Genomic DNA, 19,839 nt, shown 5'->3' with positions numbered 1-19,839 from the left:
CGGTCAGCGCTCCCGGGCGGCTCTGAGGCACCGGACGACATACTCGACGAGCTGTCCCACGGTGAGGTCGATGATCTCGTCGAGCTCGAGGCCGGCCACGAACTCGGCGAAGTTGACCTGTCTGCCGTACCGGGCCTCCAGGCTGCCGGCCAGTGCCACCAGGTCGATGCTCTCCAGCTCCAGATCCTCGGTGAAGCGGGTCTCCATGGTGACCTCGATATCGTCGAGGCCGTATTCGTCGAGCATCGTCCGGAGCATCCCGGATATCTCCGCGAGCACGGCCGGTGCGTCGGCTGGTGCGCCGACCGGTGTGCTGACCGGTGCCTCGGCGGCGGGTGACGGGGCGGTCTGATTGACGGTGGTCACTGATCGCTCTCCTCGTCCTGTTCCTTGTGGTCCTGTTCCTTGTGGTCCGGTTCCTTGTGGTCCGGTTCCTTGTGGTCCGGGCCGGTCGTCCAGGCCACGGCGTAGTCCCGGTCCGGCAGTCCGGGTGGGTTGGCGATGGTGATGGCGTGGACTTCGTAGCGGCGCGGGGGCTGTCCGGGCGTGGTGGTCGCCACTTCGACGATGAGCCGGGCCGGTGGCGCGTCGGGGTGGCCCGCACCGGGCGGCCGTACCCCGGCGATGGTCAGGTCCCGTGGCCGATCGCGGAGTCCGGCGCCCTCCGCCGTGGCGACCGCCTCCTTCGCGGCCCGAAAGGCGGTGGCCCAGCGGCCGGGTGATCCACCGGTCCGGGCCGTCACGGCCGAGAGGAGTTCCCGCTCCGGCCGGGCGAGGGCGACGGCCACGTCATCGTGGTCGATGACCTCTTCGAGGGCGATACCGGGGCCCGCGGCGCCGTGCGCGTGGCGCGGCACCACGAGGGCGACCCCGGTCTCGGCCCGGTGTGCCAGCGAGACCGCCAGTTCGGGCAGGGTCCGGCCGTGCACGCCGATGGCGTACGGGCGCCCCTGGGCGTCCTCGCGGATCCCGATCTCGGCGGGGAAGACCGGGCCTTCGCCATGGTCCCAGAGCCACCGCCGTACGGCGTCCTTGGCCGCGATCCTGCCCAGCAGCCACTGTCTGCGGCCGCGTGGCGGCTGGTGTTCATAGGCGGTGCGCTCGTCACTGCCCAGGTGGTTACGCATGATCAGGTCGCGGGAGGCAAGGTCGGGCCAGCGCTCATGGAGCAGCACCCAGCCACCCGGCTGGGGCCGGGACAGCGTGTTGCGCTGTGGGAAGCGCTCCACCGGCCGGGTTTCGGGGTGGTTGTCGAACCGGCGGTCCTGCCAGCCGGACAGCTCCGCCCACACCTCGCCGCCGATCAGCAACTGCGCATCGGCCTCGAGTGCGCTATCGGTCAGCGAGGTGATCCTGATCAGGCACTCCACCGGGGTGCCGGGGGCCGGATGCGGTCCGAAGAAGCGCATCAGACGCATGCCGATCGGGAAGACCACGGTCCGTTCGGTGCGGGTCGCCATGATCCAGTAGCCGAGGAGCTGTCCGACGTTGTCCAGCAGCGCTCCGGGCGCGGGGGGTGTGGTGATCGTGCCGCGAATGTGCGATGCGCCGATCGCGGTGAGTTCGGTGAGCCCCTGGAAGGCGGGGCCGTGGAACATCCAGCGCTCGGCGTAGATGAGTTGAGCGGTGTGGTCGGGTGTGCGCTCGGTGGCGGGGGCGAAACTCCAGGGCGCGGGACGGGTATCGGGGTGGCGGGCGGCCACTTCCACGGTGGCGCGGGCGCTACGGCCGAAGGTGACGGTGTAGTGGGCCGCCGTGGTGGGGGTCGCGGTGACCTGGACGGTGGTGGGGGGTGACGCGGTCACCCACTGGTCGAAGCGGGCTCCGTGCACGGCGAAGGCCACGAGGTTGTCGCCCGCCGTGCGTTCCGCCGTGTCCATGAGGTGCTGGACGATCGTGGTGGCCGGAACCACGGGCCAGCGGTCCGACTCATCGGGCCAGCCTGGGCGTTGGGGGAAGAAGCAGTGGTCACGGAGGTAGGGCATGGTCTCGGTGGAGACCCGCAAACCGTGGGTGTGGGGGGTCGGTGGGCGGCTTGCCGCGATGACCGCTGTCGCGGTGGCGGCGGTCTCACTGAGCAGGGCGTCGAGTTCGACTGCCCAGCCAGGTGGTGGGCAATCGTTCCTCCCCCGGCTACCGCCGGGAGGTGCCCCCTGGGCGGAACGGGTGGGCACCACCCGACCCGCACCCGGCGACGGCGGCCAAGTACCACGGTGCGGCCCCGCTCCCCAGGACACCGCCCGCGATAGCTCACCGCGCAACTCCTTCAGGCGTGGCTCGGTGAGCGAGATCAGCGAACCGTTCAGGTCCAGCCGCACCGCGGGAAGCGCCGATCTCGCGCGCGAGGCCTCACGTGGCAACGCGGGATCCACCTCCGCCCCCTCCGCCCACAGCGCCGTGGCCACGCGCCGAAGTTGGGACACCCCGTCCCGGTGGGGCGAGTTGGCGGCCACCACCAAGTGATCACGGCCGTGCAACGTGTCCCCGATGAGCGACCCCAACTGCCCCGTGCCGACCTGGACGAACGCACGGAACCCCGCCTCGTACAACGCTTCCGTCAGCAGCCGGAAGCGCACCGGCTCCAGCAGATGCCGGAGAAACAGCTCGCGCACCTCCGCTTCCGTCGCCGGATATGGTGCGGCGGTCGTCCCGGACCAGACGGGGGTCCTGGGCGGCAGGAGCAGCTCGAAGCGTTCCGTCACGGCCCGAATGGGGTCGAGGTAGGGCGCCAGCATCGGGGTGTGGAAGCCGGACTGGAAGGGCAGGACCTGCGCGATCACACCCTCGGCGCGCATGGCCCGGACGAACTCCTCGACATCGTCGCGCGGCCCGCACACCATCGACTGGCTGGGCGCGTTGTCGTGCGAGAGCACGATCCGGCCGTCCGCCCGCTCGGTGAGCGCGTCGGACACTCGCCGCGCACCCGCGCCGAGGACGGCGAAGGCCAGACCGGGCACTCGCAGCGCGTCCGGGTCGAAGGAGTCCAGGAAGGCATCGACCTCCTCGCCCGCGTAGAGGCCGCCCACGACCAGCGCGGTCCACTCCCCCACGCTGTGCCCGGCCACCGCGTCCGGTACGACCCCCATCCGCCGCAGTGCCGCCTCCAGCAGCTGCCCGACGCCGAAGACGCCGACGCCATGGCGGCCGATGTCGCCCACGCGCGCCGCCTCGCCGAAGCGGTCCCCGGCGGGGCGGGAGAGCCCGAAGTATTCCGCGACACCGTCGACACGGGGGACGAACTCGGCTTCGAGACCGGGGAAGACGAAGGCGAGCTTCCCCCTCGGCGCCGGGCCCGCGCCGAGCAGTGGCTCGGGCGTGAACCAGATGTCGTTACGGCCCCGCCACGGTCGGCCCTTGGCCACCATGCGCCGGGCGAGCGCCAGCCGTTTCGCGGTGGGCTCGACGATGCCCAGGCGGGTACGGGCGTCCCGCCCCGTCACCGTCGTCCGTACGGTCGTGTCGTCCGCCGCCAGCAGTTCGGCCAGCCGCTCCGGGGTGTCGGCGGCCAGCGCCAGCACTCGCTCCGGTTCGATGACGTGGGTCGAGGCGCGGCGCGGCTCCGGCACCTGCGGCGGCTGCTCCAGCACCACATGGGCGTTGATCCCGCCGAAGCCGAAGGCGTTGACGGCGGCGCGCCGTACGGGCGCGTCCCAGGGCCTGGCCGCGTCGAGCACGGAGAACCGGGTGGCCGCGAGCGCCGGATGGGGGTCGTCGCAGTGCAGGGTGGGCAGCAACCGGCCGTGGTGGACCGCGAGGGCGGCCTTCACCAGGCCCGCGACACCGGCGGCGGGCATGGTGTGTCCGATCATCGACTTCACCGAACCGATGACGGCCGTCTCCCCCGGCGTGCCACCGGGTCCGAACACCTCGGCCAGCGTGGCCAGTTCGGCCGCATCCCCGGCGGGCGTGGCAGTGCCGTGCGCCTCCAGCAGCCCGATGGCGCCCGGCTCGCGCGGATCGAGGCCCGCGGCCCGCCACGCCTGCCGTACGGCACGGGTCTGACCGCCCGGGTCCGGGTTGACCAGACCGGTGGCACGGCCGTCGGAGGCCACGCCGGTGCCGCGGATCACCGCGTAGACGCGGTCGCCGTCGCGCAGTGCGTCGGCGAGCCGTTTCAGGACGACCACACCGGTGCCCTCACCGATCAGCAGGCCGTCGGCGGCACGGTGGAAGGGCCGGATCCGCTGGCTCGGCGACAGCGCGCGCAGCTGGGAGAAGACGCTCCACAGCGTGATGTCGTGGCAGTGGTGCACCCCGCCCGCGAGCATCACATCGCACCGCCCCGAGGCCAGCTCCCCCACGGCCTGGTCGACGGCGACGAGCGAGGAGGCGCAGGCGGCGTCCACGGTGTACGCGGGGCCGCGCAGATCGAGCCGGTTGGCGATGCGCGAGGCGGCGAGGTTGGGCACCAGGCCGATGGCCGCCTCGGGCCGGTCCGGGCCCAGCCGCTCGGTGAACGCCGCCCGTACGCGGTCGAGTTGGCCGGGGCCGAGGTCGGGCAGCAGCTCGCCGAGGGTCCGCACGAGCTGGTGGGCGGTGCGCACCCGCTGGTCGAGCCGGACCAGCCCGGGAGTGAGATAGCCGCCCCGGCCCAGCACCACGCCCACCCGCTGCCGGTCGGGCAGCCGGTCCTCACCGCCCGCGTCGGCGATGGCCGCCGCCGCGACGCCCAGGGCGATCAGCTGATCGGGTTCGGTGCCGGACACCGAGTTCGGCATGATCCCGAACCGGGCGGCCTCGACCCGGGCGAACTCATCGACGAATCCGCCCCGTCGGCAGTACACCCGGTCGGGTGCCGTCTGCGTGTCACCATCGCCGTCCGGGGCGTAGAAACCGGCGTCCCACCGCCCGTCGGGGACATCGCTGATCGCGTCCACGCCACCGGACAGGTTGCGCCAGTACGTGTCCAGGTCCGGCGAGCCGGGCAGCAGCACGGACATCCCGACGATGGCCACCGACGGCTGCCGGTGCGACTGCTCGTCCGTCACGCTCACCAGCCCGAGGCGGTGTAGACGACGGACCCCGTGGACTCCTCGCCCCAGGCCAGCTCGCGCAGCAGCGCCAGCGTGCCCTCCTCGGGGTCGATGAGCGAGATGCCGCGCCGGGCGTACTCGCGGCCGAGCTCCGGTGTCACCATTCCGCCGTGGGCTCCGGCCGGTGCCCAGGGGCCCCAGTGCACGGTCAGCGCCCGGCGGCCGGTGCGGTCCCGCCACCGCGCGCCGAGGGTCTCCATCGCGTCGTTGGCCGCCGCGTAGTCCACCTGGCCGCGGTTGCCGAGCACGGCGGCGATGCTGCCGAACAACACGGCGAACGCCGGGGGTTCGGGCAGTTCGGCCAGCGCGTCCAGCAGCGTCCGGGCTCCCTCCACCTTGGTGCCGTACACCCGCTGGAAGGACTCGGCGGACTTCTCCGCGATCAGCCGGTCCTCGATCACACCGGCTCCGTAGACCACACCGTCCAGCCGTCCGTGGTCGGCGTGGATCTGCTTCACCGCCTGGAGCACCGCTTCGGCGTCGCGGACATCCACCGAGCGATAGCGGACCCGGGCGCCGAGCGCGGTCAACTCCTTGACGCTGGCGGCCACTTCGCGCCGCGCCACGATCCGTGCGGCCTCCCGCTGGATCTCGGCGGGCCCGAGCCCGCCACGCGCCGCGAGCGCCGCGCGCAGGGCCGTCTCGTCGCGGGCCCCGGCGGTGGCCGGGTCCTCGGGGCCCGCGGGCTCCGGCGTACGGCCGAGCAGCTCGATCCGGCAGCGGGCGGCGGACGCGAGGGTGGCCGCGAACCGCGCGGTGATGCCCCGCGCCCCGCCGACCAGGACCACCACCGCGTCCCGGTCCAGGCCGAGCGCGGCGGCCTCCGCCGCGCCGTCCCCGGCGGGCCCGGCGCCAGAACCGGCGAGCGCGCCCAGCGGGGCCTCCACGAGGTCCAGCCGGTGGCGCCGCCCTTCCGCGGTGCGCACAACGACGGGCGTACGGTCCGGGGCGAGCAACTCCTCGATCAGCCCGTCGGCCACGGCGTGAGCGGACCCGGGCGCGCGGGCGGATCCGGCCGCGACGACGGGCCTGACCGCGTCGGCAGACCCGGCCCCATCGGCAGACCCGGCCGCATCAGCGAGTCCGGTCGCATCGGCGGGGAACTCCACCAGCCTGGTGATCGTGTCCGGGTGCTCCCTGGCCACCGTACGGAACACCCCGCGCAGCCCGGCCGTGCGCGCGGCGAGCGGGTCGGTGCGGCGGAGCGCCAGCAGCCACCGCGGGGCGCGCCGCAGGGCGGACTGGAGGACCGTGAACGCCTCGGGCAGCACCGGTGCGCCGGAGGCGGCCAGCGGATCGAGCAGCAGCACACCGTCCACCCGGCCGTCGTCCTCGGTGAGCTGATGGCCGGCGGCGAGGATGACGGCCTCGGCACCGCGCTCGCCGAGGCGGGCGGCCACCGCCTCGGCCACCCCGTCGGCGTCCCCGCCGAGCAGGGCGAAACGCCTGCCGGTCAGATCGGGCGGCGCGGCGGCGCCGTCGTCCGGTGCGCCGAGGGGCACGGGCACCAGCCGCATCCGCTTGGGCGCCACGCCGTCCACGGCCATCTGCTGGGCCATCTGCACGGCCACCGGCTCCGGTTCATCGGCCGGTGCGGGGGTCGCGGTAGTCGCAGGGGGCGCGGTGGTCGCGGGCGCGAGACGGGCGGTGAGCCAATCGGTGACGGCGGCGGTGGTACGCGCCTTGGCCAGCTCCTCCAGCTCCTCATCGCCCAGGCCGGCGGTGTCCGCGCCCGCGACACCGAGTCGCCGCGCCAACTCACCCGCGATCTCGGCGCGTTTGATGGAGTCGATGCTGAGATCGGCCTCGAGATCGAGATCCGGTTCGATCATGTCGACCGGATAGCCGGTGCGTTCGCTGATGATTTCGGAGACCGCGCGCAGCACATCGGGCCCGGTGGCGGGTGCGGGCGGGGCAGGAGCCACGTCGGCGACCGGGGCCGGGACCTCCGAGGCGGCGGCCACCGGGGCGAGCCCGGCGGGCAGGGACGTGGTGGCCGGGGCGACCGGGGACGGTGGCGCCACGCGCCGTTCGCCCGGAGCGCTGCCGAAGTAGGTGAGGAGTACATCGCGCTGGGCGGCGATCATCTCTCGGCTGGTTCTCAGGAACTCCGAGATCAGGGCGTCTCTGTCGCCGTACTCGCCGTCACCCGTCCGATCCGACTGGCTCACCGTAGCCTCCATGACACGTCGGGCCGGTGCCAGCGCACCGGGCAGGAGCTCACCGTTCGCGGTGCGGACGAGGTGTCCGTCGACCGTCCAGCCGGGGCGCTTCGGTGGCGGGGCGGATCCCGCCGCCACCGCGTCCCGACCGTGGAACAGCCAGGCAGTACGCACCGGAACGCCCGCGACGGCGAGCCGGGCGAGGGTGTCCAGAAACCCCCGCGGCCCGGCGGCGCCGGACCGTCGTCCCTCGCACGCGAGGGCGAGATGCGGGCGGCCGTCGAGGATCTCCCCCACCAGCCGGGTGAGCACCGTCCCCGGACCGGCCTCCACGAAGATCCGTGCGCCCGCCTCGTACATGGCCTCGATCTGCGCCACGAAGCGGACCGGCGCGCCGATCTGGGCGACGAGTTCGGCGCGGATGGCATCCGGCTCCGCGCCGTGCGGGGCAGCGGTGCGGTTCGCCCAGACGGGGAACTCCGCCTCGCGCACCGGATGGCGGGCCAGCGCCTCGGCGAACCGCGCACCGGCCCCGGCCACCAGCGGGCTGTGGAAGGCGCAGGCCACCGGGATCCGCTTGGCCGAGTGCCCGGCCTCCCGCAGCAGCCGCACCGCCTCCTCGATGTCCCGCTGGGGCCCGGAGATCACGGTCTGCCGTGGTGCGTTGTGATTGGCGGCCACCACGCGCCCGTCGAGCCCGGCCGCGCGCAGCACCGGCCCGACCTCGTCGGGGGCCGCGGTCACGGCCGCCATGGTGCCGGGCTCCTCCCAGTCGGCCTCGGCGGCGCCGAGGATGGCGGCCGCCCGCTCGGCACTCAGCCGCGGCAGCGTACGGGGGTCGAGCGCGCCCGCGGCGCACAGGGCGACCAGCTCGCCGTAGCTGTGTCCGGCCGCCATGTCGGGCCGTACCCCGGCCGAGGTCAGCAGGGTGTACGCGGCGAGCCCGACGATGCCCAGCGCGGGCTGGGCCACCCGGGTGTCGGTGATCGCGGTGCGCTGTGCCGACTCCCCGGCCTTGTCGAAGGCGGCGGGGGGATACAGCGCGTCGGCGTAGCCGCGTCCGTGGCGCAGATGGCGCTGGAGCTCGGGGAAGGTGACGAAGGCGTCGGCGAACATCCCGGGCCGCTGGCTGCCCTGCCCGGGGAAGAGAAACGCGACCTTGCCGCGCCCCGGTTCGCCCTCGGCCTCCCCGCTGTCCCCGTTCTCCCCGTTCTCTTCGGCCTTCTCGGTCTTCTCGGGCGCCTCCGGGGCCATGTACAGCCCGTCCGCTCCGCGCGGCCCCTGGCCCGGCGGATCGCCCGCGAGCACCTGCCGTAATCGTGCGGCCAGGTCGTCCAGGTCCGAGGCCACCACGGCCACCCGGACCGGTTCCCGGCCGGCGTCGGCCCGCCGGGAGGCGGTCAGCGCGAGGTCGCGCAGCCGCCACGCCCGACCCGCCGTGTCATTGGCCATGAGCTGGTCGAGTGTCTCCCGGACCAGCCGCAGCGCCGCCGCCCGGTCGGCCCCGCGGAAGAGGAACAGCTCGGCGGGCCAGTCGTCCAGCCCCTGTGCGGGTGGCGCTCCGCGGCCGTGTGCCGAGAGCACCACATGGAAGTTGGTCCCGCCGAAGCCGAACGCGCTGACCCCGGCCACCCGTTCGGCGGGCGCGGCGGCCCATGGCCGGGCCCGGGTGTGGAAGGCGAAGGGGCTGCGGTCCGCGTCCCATGCCTCGTTGGGCCGGGTCAGATGCAGGGTCGGTGGTGTGATGCCCGTGTGCAGGGCCATCGCGGCCTTCACCAGCCCGGCGAGGCCCGCGGCGCATTTGGTGTGGCCGATCTGGGACTTCACCGAGCCCAGCGCACAGGCCCCGGGTGCGGCCCCCGACTCGGTGAACACCTCGCCCAGGACGGTGAGTTCGGTGCGGTCGCCGACGACCGTACCGGTGCCGTGCGCCTCGATCAGGCCGACGTCGGCGGGCGAGACGCGGGCGTTGGCATAGGCGCGCTCCAGCGCGGCCCGCTGTCCTTCGGGGCGCGGGGCGGTCAGCCCGAGCGAGCGGCCGTCGCTGGAGGAGCCGACGCCCTTGATGACGGCGTAGACACGATCGCCATCCCGTTCGGCGTCCGCCAGCCGTTTGAGGACGACACATGCCACACCCTCGCCGAGCGCGATCCCGTCGGCCGAGCTGTCGAAGGTCCGGGAGTGGCCCGTCGGGGAGAGGGCGTGCACGGAGGAGAACAGCACATAGTCGTTGATGCCGTTGTGCAGATCGGCGCCGCCGCACAGCACGAGGTCGCTGGTACCGGCGGTCAGCTCCTTGCAGGCCACGTCCACGGCGGCCAGCGATGACGCGCAGGCCGCGTCCACGGTGTAGTTGGCGCCGCCGAGGTCGAGCCGGTTGGCGATCCGCCCGGAGATGACGTTGGCGAGCATGCCGGGGAAGGAGTCCTCGGTGAGCCGGGGCAGCTGGTCCGCCAGGGCTTGCGGCACCTCGTGGACGTAGGACGGCAGGACGGCGCGCAGCGTCTGGGCGTTGGACAGATCGCTGCCCGCCTCGGCGCCGAACACCACGGAGGTGCGGGACCGCTCGAAGGCCCGGCCGCCGTCACCGGGGTCGCCGTATCCGGCGTCGTCCAGGGCCCGGCGGGCGGCCTCCAGGGCCAGCAGTTGTACGGGTTCGATGCTGCCGAGCGAGGCCGGGGGGATGCCGTAGCGCAGCGGGTCGAAGGGGATGGGTGGCAGAAATCCGCCCCATTGGGAGGCGGAGGCGCCGTCCTTGTCGCCCGTGTAGTGGACGGCGGGGTCCCAGCGCTCGGCGGGCACCTCGGTGACGGCGTCCACACCGCCCACCACATTGGCCCAGAACGAGGCGAGGTCGGGTGCCTGCGGAAACATGCACGCCATGCCGACGACGGCCACGTCCAGCGGCGCGGGCGCCTCGGCCGCCGCCGGGGCCGTGGCCACGCCCAGGCGCTCACACACCGCCTCCGCACGTGCGGTGAGGAAGTCGGCGGCGCCGGGGCCCACCGCATGGTGCAATGCGGCGATCGTGGTGGTGGCCGAGCGCATCACGGCCACCTGCCCGGCCATGAACATCCCGCCGCTGAGCTGGCCGTCCTCGTCCACCGGGGCCAACGCGCCGTCGGGCCCGCGGTCCATGCCCTTGCTGGCGATCCTCAGCCGTCCCACATTGAGCCGCTCCAGCCGCTCCCAGACCTCCCGGTCCGGCAGGCCCTCGTTCCGCAGCCGCTCCTTCACGGTGTCGAAGCTCTCGGTGAAGGGGCTGGGCACGCAGCGGGTGGCGTGGCCGGGGGCGGTCTCCAGCAGCACGGTGTGCTCGGCGGCCACCACCTGGCGCTGGAAGAGCGGCTGTACGGCGCCGTGGGCCACCGCCTCCTCGGTGAACAGATACGCGGTGCCCATCAGCGATCCGACGGCGACGCCGCGCCGGGTGAGCGGGGCGGCGAGCGCGGCCACCATCGCGGCGGAGCGTTCGTCGTGCACTCCCCCGGCGAAGAAGATCTCGATACCCGCGCCGTCGGTGCCATCGGCCGCGTCGGCGCCGTCCGTGCCCGGCGTGTGACGCGGGTCGTGTGCGGCCTCGTCGAGGAAGTCCCCGATGACGGCGATCTGGGCCTCCCACAGCGGGAAGCTGTTGCGCGGCCCCACATGGCCGCCGCATTCGGAGCCCTCGAAGACGAACCGCCGCGCCCCGGCCTGGAGGTACTGGCGCAGCAGCCCCGGCGAGGGCACATGCAGAAAGGTGGCGATGCCGTCCCGCTCCAGCGCCTTGGCCTGGGACGGCCGTCCGCCCGCGATGATCGCGTGGCTGGGGCGGATCTCCCGGACGGCCTCGAGCTGGGCGTTTCTGATCTCCTCGGGTGCGAAGCCGAGGACACCGACGCCCCAGGGGCGTCCGTCCAGCGCGGCCGCGGCCTCCTCCAGCATGGTGCGCGCCTGCGCGCGTCCGGCCAGGGCGAGCGCGATGAATGGCAGCGCTCCCCCGGCGGCGACGGCGGAGGCGAACGCGCCCTGGTCGCTGACCCGGGTCATCGGGCCCTGGGCAAGGGGCAGCCGGGTGCCGAGGCGGGTGCTCAGCGGAGCGCCGGGGCGCAGCCCCGAGACGACCGCGGAGCCGTTCCGTACGGCCTCGTGCGCGGTCTCCCGGACGGCGTCCGCGATGCCCCGGACCGTGCGGCCGACATCCCGCCACCGGTCGGCCAACCGCGCGGCCAGAAAGCCATCCTGACCTACCGTCAGATCGGGTCCGGGGTGCGGACCGCGCCCCCGGCGCCGCAGGATCCGGTGTCCGTCGAGGACGGTGGTCTCGGAGCCGTCCATGGAGCGGATGGCGGCGGCGCGGTCCTCCGGGAGCCCGGATTCGGCGAGCAGGGCCAGCTGGGTGTCGAGGACGACCCCTGCCGCGCCGCCGAGCACGGAGGCGGCGGCGGTGCTCGGGCCGATGCCGCCGCAGGCCCACACCGGTAAGGACACCCGGGGGTCGGCGAGGAGCCGCTGGAGCAGGACGAAGGTGCCCAGCGGACCGATCCGGCCGCCGCTCTCGCTCCCCCGGGCGATCAGCCCATGCGCACCGGCGCGGATAGCCTCGAGGGCCTCGTCCAGGTCGGTGACCTCGGCCAGCACACGGCAGTGGCCGGCAACGGCCTCCACCGGCCAGGGCGAGTCCACGCCGAGCACCACCGTATGAGGGCCGAACGCACCGCCGTGTGAGCCGCCGGCGGGAGCGGCGTCCAGGAGGTCCACGGGGGTGAGGCGGCAGCCCGCCGCGACCCGTATGCCGTACCGGCCGTCGGCCGCCCACTCGCCGATGTCCTCCCATGCCCGGAGGGCCGCACGGCCCGTTGTTCCCAGGTCGAGGATTCCGAGTCCGCCCGCGCGGCTGACCGCCGCGGCGAGTCTGGCGTCCGGTTCCCCGAACGGAGTGATGCCGATGACAAGATCGCCTGCGTCCACGGCGGCTGACATGTTTTCTCCAAAATCGCTAGCGCGGCAGGAAATGGAGATAATTCGGGCAAGGCATGTCGAACGTATGGCATGGCAATCCCGCGAAACGGCGCCGACTGAAATTAGCCACGTTATTACTGAAGAGTCAACAAGCAGTCGTTCTCGCTCTCGCCACAACGGGCTGAATCTCGCCAGACGCGAGCACATCGGCCGCGCCGCCACCTTCTCTCCCCCTGTTAAATATTCATATATCTCGTGTGAACGAGATCGTTTTCGAAGGTAGGCCGAGGCGCATAAGTCAACCTTGAATGCGCCTTAACCTGCGCGGACACCGGATCCTCATTTCGCTGTCGCGAATTTCGGATGCGGAACGGAGCGGCGGGGCGGCCCGGCCCGGGGGCCAAGCGGGTGCGCCCCGCCCTCGTGGAGAAGGCCGAGGAGCTCGGTCTCAGCCGGTCCCAGCGGAGCCCGGCCTCAGCCCGCTTCCGTCACTCCCCCTGCCGCGGATGTCGTCTCGAGCACCTCCCGGACCTCATCGGCGGCGATGTCCCGCAACTCCTCGCCGACCAGCAGCCACCGGGTGATGCCGATCGACTCCAGGAACGGCAGATCGTGGCTGGCGACCACGAGCGCGCCCTGGTAGGAGTCGAGCGCGCTCGTCAGCTGTCGCACACTGGCCAGGTCGAGGTTGTTGGTCGGCTCGTCGAGCATCAGCAGCTGCGGGGCCGGCGCGGCGAGCATGGTGGCCGCGAGTGCGGCCCGGAAGCGTTCGCCACCGGAGAGGGTGCCCGCCGGCTGCTCCGCACGCGCGCCCTTGAAGAGGAAGCGCGCGAGCTGGGCGCGGATGTGGTTGTCGGTGACGCCGGGCGCCCGGCTCGCCACGTTGGCCGCCACGCTCAGCTCGTCGTCCAGGACATCCAGCCGCTGGGGGAGGAACCGCAGCGGTACGTACGTCCTGGCCTCCCCGGACACCGGGGCGAGTTCGCCGGTGAGGGTGCGCAGCAGTGTCGTCTTACCGGCTCCGTTGCGCCCGACCAGCGCGATGCGTTCGGGCCCGTGCACATGGAGGCCGGCATCGCGCAACGCGCCGTACTGGGGGCGCAGTTCACTCAGGCTGAGCACGGTACGCCCGGCGGGCACGGCGGTGTGCGGCAGGCTCACCCGGATCTCGGCGTCGTCGCGGACCGCGTCCGCGGCCTCCTCGCGCCGCTCGCGCGCCTCGTGGAGGCGGTCCTCGTGCAGATCGCGGAGCTTGCCCGCCGACTCCTGCGCGGCCCGCTTGCGGCCACCGGCGACGATCCTCGGGGCCCGCCGCTCGATGTCCATCTTCTTGCTGTGTCGCTGACGGCGTGCCAGTTTGATGTGGGTCTCCTCCAGTTCGCGCTTTTGCCGCCGCACATCCGCATCGGCGGCCCGCAGCATGCGCGCTGCCGCCTCCTGCTGAGCGGCCAGCGCCTCCTGGTAGGCGGACCAGCCGCCGCCGTACCAGGTCACCGACCCGGCCCGCAGTTCGGCGATGCGGTCCACCCGCTCCAGCAGCTCACGGTCGTGGCTGACCACGACCAGCACACCGGAGCGCCAGGAGTCGACGGCGTCGTAGAGCCGACGCCGCGCGAACAGGTCGAGGTTGTTGGTGGGTTCGTCGAGCAGCAGGACGTCGGGGCGCTCCAGGAGCAGGGCGGCCAGGCGCAGCAGTACGGTCTCCCCGCCGGACAGATGGCCGACGGTGCGGTCCAGTTCGACATCGCCGAGCCCGAGCGAGCCTAGTGTCGCCAGAGCCCGCTCCTCGACGTCCCAGTCGTCGCCGATCGTCTCGAAGTGGGCCTCGTCGACGTCTCCGGCCTCGATGGCCCGTAGCGCGGCGCGCCGCTCGGCGATGCCCAGGGCCTGGTCCACGCGGAGGGTGGTGTCGAGGGTGATGTTCTGCGGAAGGTAGGCGAGGCCGCCGCCGACGGTCACCGACCCCTCGGTGGGACGCAACCGACCGGCGATCAGCCGCAGCAGGGTGGACTTGCCACTGCCGTTGGTGCCCACGAGGCCGGTGCGGCCCCGTCCGATGCCGAGCGAGAGCCCGTCGAAGACGGACGTGCCGTCCGCCCACTGGAAGGACACGGCCGAGCAGGTCACAGAGGCGCTGGGGGTGGGGGATGCTGCCATGGTGTTCTCGCATTCGTAAGCGCTGTGAACAAGGGGCTACGTATGCGAGCACCACGCGGCGACCAAGCCGGGGAATGGGGTGCGGTCCTCCGAAGGGTGAGGGACGGCGTATGCACCGAGGTCGCATCCACGCGGGTCACGGGCGGCAAGAAGGCCGACTACGGCGTGACGGGCTACGGCTTGTGCCGTACCGCGCGATGATCGCGAACCTCAGATACGCAACGTCCACCTCTATCGGAGACAACAGGACCCGGGCAGCTTACCCCAGCCGTGGTGTGTCGTGTCGTGGACGCGGCCGGGCGGGGGCCGCGCTGCCACCTTCCTGCCAACCTTTCCCGCTCCCCCGCTGTCGCCTACGGCCGCCGTTACGATCCGCGTGACCTGGCGGCGCATCCGCACCGAGGCGCGCCGCCCGTTTCGGATCGCATGGATCATCGGATCAAGGGGCGTGAGAAGTGAACAGCCGGTTAAGCATCGCGGCCGTGTCGGCCGTCTCCCTGGTGGCGCTCCTGGGCGGTACGACGGTGGCGACGGCGCGGGAGTCCGACCCGGCGCCGAAGTCCTGTGACGGTGTCCGGCTGACCGGCGAGCTCCCCGCTCCCGCGCCCGGCCAGGCCGTTTCGGGGCAGATCACCATTGGCGCCGACTGCCGGCCGGAGCGGGTCTCCGTCCAGCACGGCCCGGCGTCGGCCCGCTCGGCCCGCACCGCGACCGCTGCCGGGAGCGCCACCACGGCCGCCACCGCCGTCGGCCATCAGTTGCGTGGCTGGAACGAGATGTACGACTGCTGCAACATCCGGATGACGGGCCTGTACTCCGCCTCCTCATGGGACACGGCGAACGGCCGCATCACCACGGGCGGCAGCACGGCCACCCAGGAGTGGAACCGCGAGCCGTGGGACGCCGGTTGGTCGCTCACCTCGCAGAACGCGAAGGACGACTGCGTCACGGACTGCGCCGAGGTCAACTCCGAGGCGCACGCCGACTTCGCGTACCAGGGGGTCTTCGACCCGACCGGCGACTGGTACGACAACACCCACCACTCGTACGTCCAGTTGAAGGCGGACGGGACGGCGAGCTGCCGCTTCGATGTGGAGCTGCGGCACACCTTCGTGGGGTGGAACTGGCGGTACGGCTGCGAGTGACCGCACCGGCGAGGGGGGGGGGGGGCCCCCGGCCCCGCCCCGCGCGCCCCCCCCCCCCGCCCGTCAGGTGCGGCGTCACGATGCCCCAGCGCACCCGAGCAGTATCCGGGCCAGCTCACGCGGCTGGGAGAACATCGGCCAGTGGCCGGTGTCCATCTCGACCAGCCGCCAGTGCTCGCTCTTCAGCAGCTGGGCCACATCGCCCATCGGCTCATCGCCGTCGAGCAGACACTTGATGTACGTGGCCGGAAGCCCGTCGAGCGGGCGCGCCAGCACGGCAGGCTCGGACAGTGTGGCGCCCGGATGCGGTGTGGAACCGGCGACGATCCGCGCGATCTGCTCGTCGGTGAGCCCCTGGCCCTCGTAGTCGGTCTCGGTCAGGGGCGCCCAGAAGCCGTCGTTCGCGGCCATCGACGCCTCCACCATGGCCCGGCCGCTCGGCCAGGCCGACAGGAACGACTCGCCGTCCACCGGGACGTTGGAGTCCACGAACACCACATGGGCCAGCCGGTCGCCGATGCGCTCGGCGGCCTGACCGACCGGGATGCCCGCATAGCTGTGCCCCACCAGGACCACATCGCGCGGCTGGAGGCGCTCGACCTCGCCGACGATGTCCTGGACGTGGGCCTGCTGTCCGGCCGGCACACCCTGCTTATCGGCGAGTCCGGACAGCGTGAGGGCATGGGCGCCGTGTCCGGCCGCCCGTAGCTCCGGCACCACCCCGTCCCATGCCCACGACCCCAGCCACGCACCCGCCACCAGTACGAATTCCGTCATGGCGGCAAGGTAGCGCGGAGGTCCGACAATGGACCGCCGGATCACTCTTCTCCCGGCGGTGTGCCCGGCCTCAGCCACCGGTACAGACAGTGGCACAGGACGAGCCGGGCGCGAAGAGCCATCCGCCGATGACGTCGCTGAACAGGTGTACACCGAGGTGGACGCGGGTCAGGCCCACTGCCGCGCGCCCGACATCCGATCAGGGCGGCCACCGTTCGTCTGGCACGCGGAGCGCGCAGCGGTGCCGCGCCGATGAGCAGGCCCGCGGCGATAGCGGAGGGGAATGGCGTGGCCGCAGGGGAGGGACCTGCCGGACGCGTGCGTCGCCCAGTCGCCCGTCGCGGGGCAGATCGCCCCCCGCCCCGCCACTGACCGGAACCAGCGATTCGAGCGGTTTCATCCGACCTGAGAGGGAAACCCGCTCGTGTCGGGCCGCCCCGCCAGGTCGCCCCACAAGGTACGGAGCGCATATGAAGCTGTCGTTTCTCGACCCGCTCTACGCACGGCCCGGCCCATGGGCCGCCGTCTACCTGGACACCTCCCGCGACATCGAGGATCCGGAGAAAGCGATCGAGCTGCGCTGGCGGCACCTGCGCGACGCGCTGTCCGGCCAGGGCGTGGACAACGCCTCCCTCTCCGCCCTGCACACCGCCGTGGGCAGCGACCGGGAGGTGTCCGGACGGCACGGACAGGCCCTGTTCGCCGCCCATGGACGGCTCGGACTGGCCGAGGAGCTCCCCGAGCCGCCGACGGCCGATTCGGCCCGCTTCACCTCGATCCCCGATGTGCTGCCCCTGGTGCTGCGACACGCCCCGGACATCCCCTATGTGGCCGTGGCCCTCTCCCGGGCCTTCGCGGAGACCGACCTGGAAGAGGATGTGGTGGTGCACTACCAAGCCGGGCGGTGGCCCATGAGCCGGGTGGCACCGGAGCCCCGCTACAACCACATCGGCGCGGCCCGGGACTGGCCGGCGAACGCGTTCGCGGTCGCCCACGAGCTGGAGAATCTGCGCCGCTGGACCGATGCCGAGACGATCGTGTTGCGGTGCGCGGCGGAGGACGTGTGGTTGCGCGGCGTGCTGGTCAACCATTTGCCCGAGTCCACCCAACAGCGCGTCGTCACCGTGCCCGACAGCGGACGACCGGTGGCCGGACCCGGCCGAGCCCTGTTGGAGGCGGAACTGAACGACACGCTACGTGCCACGGTGAACGAACAGGACCGGACCTTGACGCACCGCTACATGGCGCAGCGCGCCCGGCACCCGGACACCTCCGAAGGGCTGTCCGCCGCCATCACCGCCCTACAGCGTGGCCAGGCCCACTGTCTGCTGCTCACCCGCCCTGTGAACTTTCCGGAGTCGCTGTGGGCGGGGCCCGAGCCCACCCACGTCACACTGACGGAGCCGGACCTCCACACCTTCGGCGTGCACACCGGACGGCAGGAGCCCGCCGGGGCCGTGGTGGTACGGGCCCTGGTGGGCACCGGCGCCGAGCTGATCACGGTGCCGCGTGAGGAGCTGTCGCTGCAGGGCGGGGTCGGGGTGCTGCTGCGCTACCACGACCCGTATACGTGAGGTCCGCCGCGCCCGCATCACGGCTCAGACGCGTGAGACCCGCGTACGTAAAGCCGGTGCGCCCAAAGCATCCGAGGATCTCGGGCTCAAAGGACCTCGAGGGGCACGGGCTCCGTGGGCGGTGGGAAGGCACGGTCCAGCGCGGCCAGGTCCTCCGACGTCAGCTCGAGATCCAGCGCGGCGCGGTTCTCCTCGACGTGGTCGACCCGCCCGGCCTTGGGGATCGCCATCACTCCCTGCCGGAGCACCCATGCCAGCATCACCTGCGCGGGCGTCGCGTCATGGGCCCGTGCGACCTCCCGCAGCGCGCCGGTGCGCGGCAGGCGTCCCTTCTCGATGGGCGAATAGGCCATCAGGGGGATGCCGCGCCGGTGGCACCAGGGCATGAGGTCGTACTCCACACCGCGCCGGGTGAGGTTGTAGAGCACCTGGTTGACGGCGACACCGTCGCCACCGGGGATGGCGACGAGATCCGTCATGTCAGAGGCATCGAAGTTGCTCACACCCCAGTGGCGGATCTTGCCGCTCTCGGTGAGTTCGGTGAAGGCTTCGAGGGTCTCCTCCAGCGGGATCCGCCCCCGCCAGTGCAGCAGATACAGATCCAGCCGGTCCGTGCCGAGCCGCCGCAGGCTGTCCTCGCAGGCCGCGATGGTGCCACTGCGGTCGGCATGGCCGGGCAGCACCTTGCTGACCAGGAACACCTCGTCGCGGCGGCCGGCGATCGCCTCTCCGACGAGTTCCTCGGAGGCGCCGCTGCCGTACATCTCGGCCGTGTCCACGACGGTCATGCCGAGGTCGAGTCCACGCCGCAGCGCCGCGATCTCATCGGCGCGGCGCCGGGGGTGGTCACCGATGTGCCAGGTGCCCTGGCCGAGCAGCGGGATCCGCTCCCCCGAGGGCAGCGGGACGGTGTCCGGTGCGCTGGTCATCTTGCCCGCCTCCCTGGTCGTCCGGCTGCCTGGTTGTCCGGCTGCCTCCCACGGTAGGCGACGCCACGCGCCATGCGACGCCCGCACCGCGTGGCCCCGGGGGTCGGTCGCGGTCCCCTCCGCGCCGAGGGGCGGGCCGTAATGTGGCGACCCGCCCCTGAATGGCTCCCTGACGAGAACCGGGAAATTCCGGCGCCGAGAACCTGGATTTCCGGCGCCGAGAACTTACGCGCTTTCGGGGCGCCGCGCGGTGGCGATCAGATAACCCAGCTCGGGCATTTCCATGTTCTCGCCCTCGGCGGGCTTCAACTTGTTGAAGACCTCCGGGTCGACCTTGGACGCCAGCTGCTCCATGTTCTGGGCCATGGCCTCACCGAGCCGCCGGACCGACTGCTTGGTGGTGCTTTCGCTGACGTCGAGCAGCTCCGTACAGCGCAGCCCGGCCTGGCGCAGCATCGCCGGGTATGTCTCGAAAGACGCGGGCGGCTGGGTGAGGTACCGCTGGAGAATGTTCTCGATGATCGGCCGCCGCTCCTCGGATATCTCCTCGCGCTCGTAGTTGTCGGTGAGCGCGAGCCGCCCGCCGGGGCGCAGCACGCGGGCGGCCTCCGCGAGCGCCGCCGCCCGGTCGGGCATCTGCATCACGGATTCCAGCATCCAGATGGCGTCGAAGGAGCCGTCATCGAAGGCCAGGTCCATCGCGTCGCCGTACTGGAAGGTGACCTTGCCGCTCACCCCGGCGGCCTCGGCCAGCTCATTGGCCTTCTCGACCTGCTTACGGCTGACGCTGACGCCCACCACCTCGGCACCCGTCTTCTGCGCGAGCCTGATCGCGGGCCCGCCGAAGCCGCAGCCGATGTCCAGGACCCGGGAGCCGGCGCCGATGCGCAGCCGCGCGATCATCATGTCGGTGAGCCGGTCGGCGGCGTCCTCCAGGGTGGTGCTGTCCTCCTGGCTGTTCCAGTAGCCGACATGGATGTTCGGGCCGTACAGCGAGGCGTCGAACATGCCCACCAGCTGGTCGTAGAACTCGCCGACCCGCTCGCCGACCGCGCTGACATTGGACGTCATGATGTTTCCTCCCGCAGTAATGGAAAAGGTTTCGGCGACATCAGGAA

Annotated in this window: 9 protein-coding genes and 1 pseudogene; 2 read left to right on the top strand and 8 right to left on the bottom strand. The window is 72.5% G+C overall.

The annotated features are described in order from the left end of the window. Positions 1-3: 3 nt before the first annotated feature. From ACFXB5_RS24795 to ACFXB5_RS24775, 5 genes and pseudogenes are all read right to left on the bottom strand, one after another. On the bottom strand, positions 4-366 hold the full coding sequence (locus tag ACFXB5_RS24795; RefSeq protein WP_385211587.1) for an acyl carrier protein: 363 nt from the start codon (positions 364-366) through the stop codon (positions 4-6). Then, entirely contained in the window at positions 363-4,994 is a 4,632-nt protein-coding gene (locus ACFXB5_RS24790; protein WP_385211585.1) for a beta-ketoacyl synthase N-terminal-like domain-containing protein, read from the bottom strand. Before ACFXB5_RS24790 ends, ACFXB5_RS24795 begins: the two co-directional genes overlap by 4 nt. Then, on the bottom strand, positions 4,991-12,160 hold the full coding sequence (locus ACFXB5_RS24785; protein WP_385211583.1) for an SDR family NAD(P)-dependent oxidoreductase: 7,170 nt from the start codon (positions 12,158-12,160) through the stop codon (positions 4,991-4,993). Before ACFXB5_RS24785 ends, ACFXB5_RS24790 begins: the two co-directional genes overlap by 4 nt. Positions 12,161-12,613: 453 nt before the next feature. Continuing rightward, positions 12,614-13,465 carry an ATP-binding cassette domain-containing protein gene (locus ACFXB5_RS24780; RefSeq protein WP_385211620.1) on the bottom strand — a complete coding sequence of 284 codons (852 nt, stop codon included), beginning with the start codon at positions 13,463-13,465 and terminating at the stop codon, positions 12,614-12,616. 219 nt (positions 13,466-13,684) lie between these two features. After that, positions 13,685-14,296: pseudogene (locus ACFXB5_RS24775) on the bottom strand (ATP-binding cassette domain-containing protein); the annotation flags it as partial. A 455-nt stretch (positions 14,297-14,751) separates the two neighbouring features. On the opposite strand from ACFXB5_RS24775, the gene ACFXB5_RS24770 reads away from it, so the two are divergent. After that, positions 14,752-15,441 carry a hypothetical protein gene (locus ACFXB5_RS24770; protein WP_385211581.1) on the top strand — a complete coding sequence of 230 codons (690 nt, stop codon included), beginning with the start codon at positions 14,752-14,754 and terminating at the stop codon, positions 15,439-15,441. A gap of 75 nt (positions 15,442-15,516) precedes the next feature. On the opposite strand, the gene ACFXB5_RS24765 is transcribed toward ACFXB5_RS24770, so the two are convergent. Next, positions 15,517-16,218 (bottom strand): alpha/beta fold hydrolase, encoded by a 702-nt coding sequence (locus ACFXB5_RS24765; RefSeq protein ID WP_385211580.1) that lies wholly within the window; start codon positions 16,216-16,218, stop codon positions 15,517-15,519. A 470-nt stretch (positions 16,219-16,688) separates the two neighbouring features. Between ACFXB5_RS24765 and ACFXB5_RS24760 the strand changes: the two genes are divergently transcribed. Continuing rightward, positions 16,689-17,792, top strand: coding sequence for a hypothetical protein (locus ACFXB5_RS24760; protein WP_385211578.1), 1,104 nt, complete (start codon positions 16,689-16,691; stop codon positions 17,790-17,792). An 86-nt stretch (positions 17,793-17,878) separates the two neighbouring features. Here ACFXB5_RS24760 and ACFXB5_RS24755 read toward each other — a convergent pair whose 3' ends face one another. Both ACFXB5_RS24755 and ACFXB5_RS24750 read right to left on the bottom strand, forming a co-directional pair. Then, positions 17,879-18,721, bottom strand: a complete 843-nt coding sequence (locus ACFXB5_RS24755) for an aldo/keto reductase (RefSeq protein ID WP_385211576.1) — start codon at positions 18,719-18,721, stop codon at positions 17,879-17,881. 225 nt (positions 18,722-18,946) lie between these two features. Then, positions 18,947-19,792 (bottom strand): SAM-dependent methyltransferase, encoded by an 846-nt coding sequence (locus ACFXB5_RS24750; protein ID WP_385211574.1) that lies wholly within the window; start codon positions 19,790-19,792, stop codon positions 18,947-18,949. Positions 19,793-19,839: the final 47 nt, after the last annotated feature.

Origin of the sequence: Streptomyces sp. NPDC059455 (genome assembly GCF_042750115.1) — a bacterium.
Classification (GTDB): Bacteria; Actinomycetota; Actinomycetes; order Streptomycetales; family Streptomycetaceae; genus Streptomyces; species Streptomyces endocoffeicus.
This window is presented reverse-complemented; position numbering and strand designations above follow the sequence as displayed.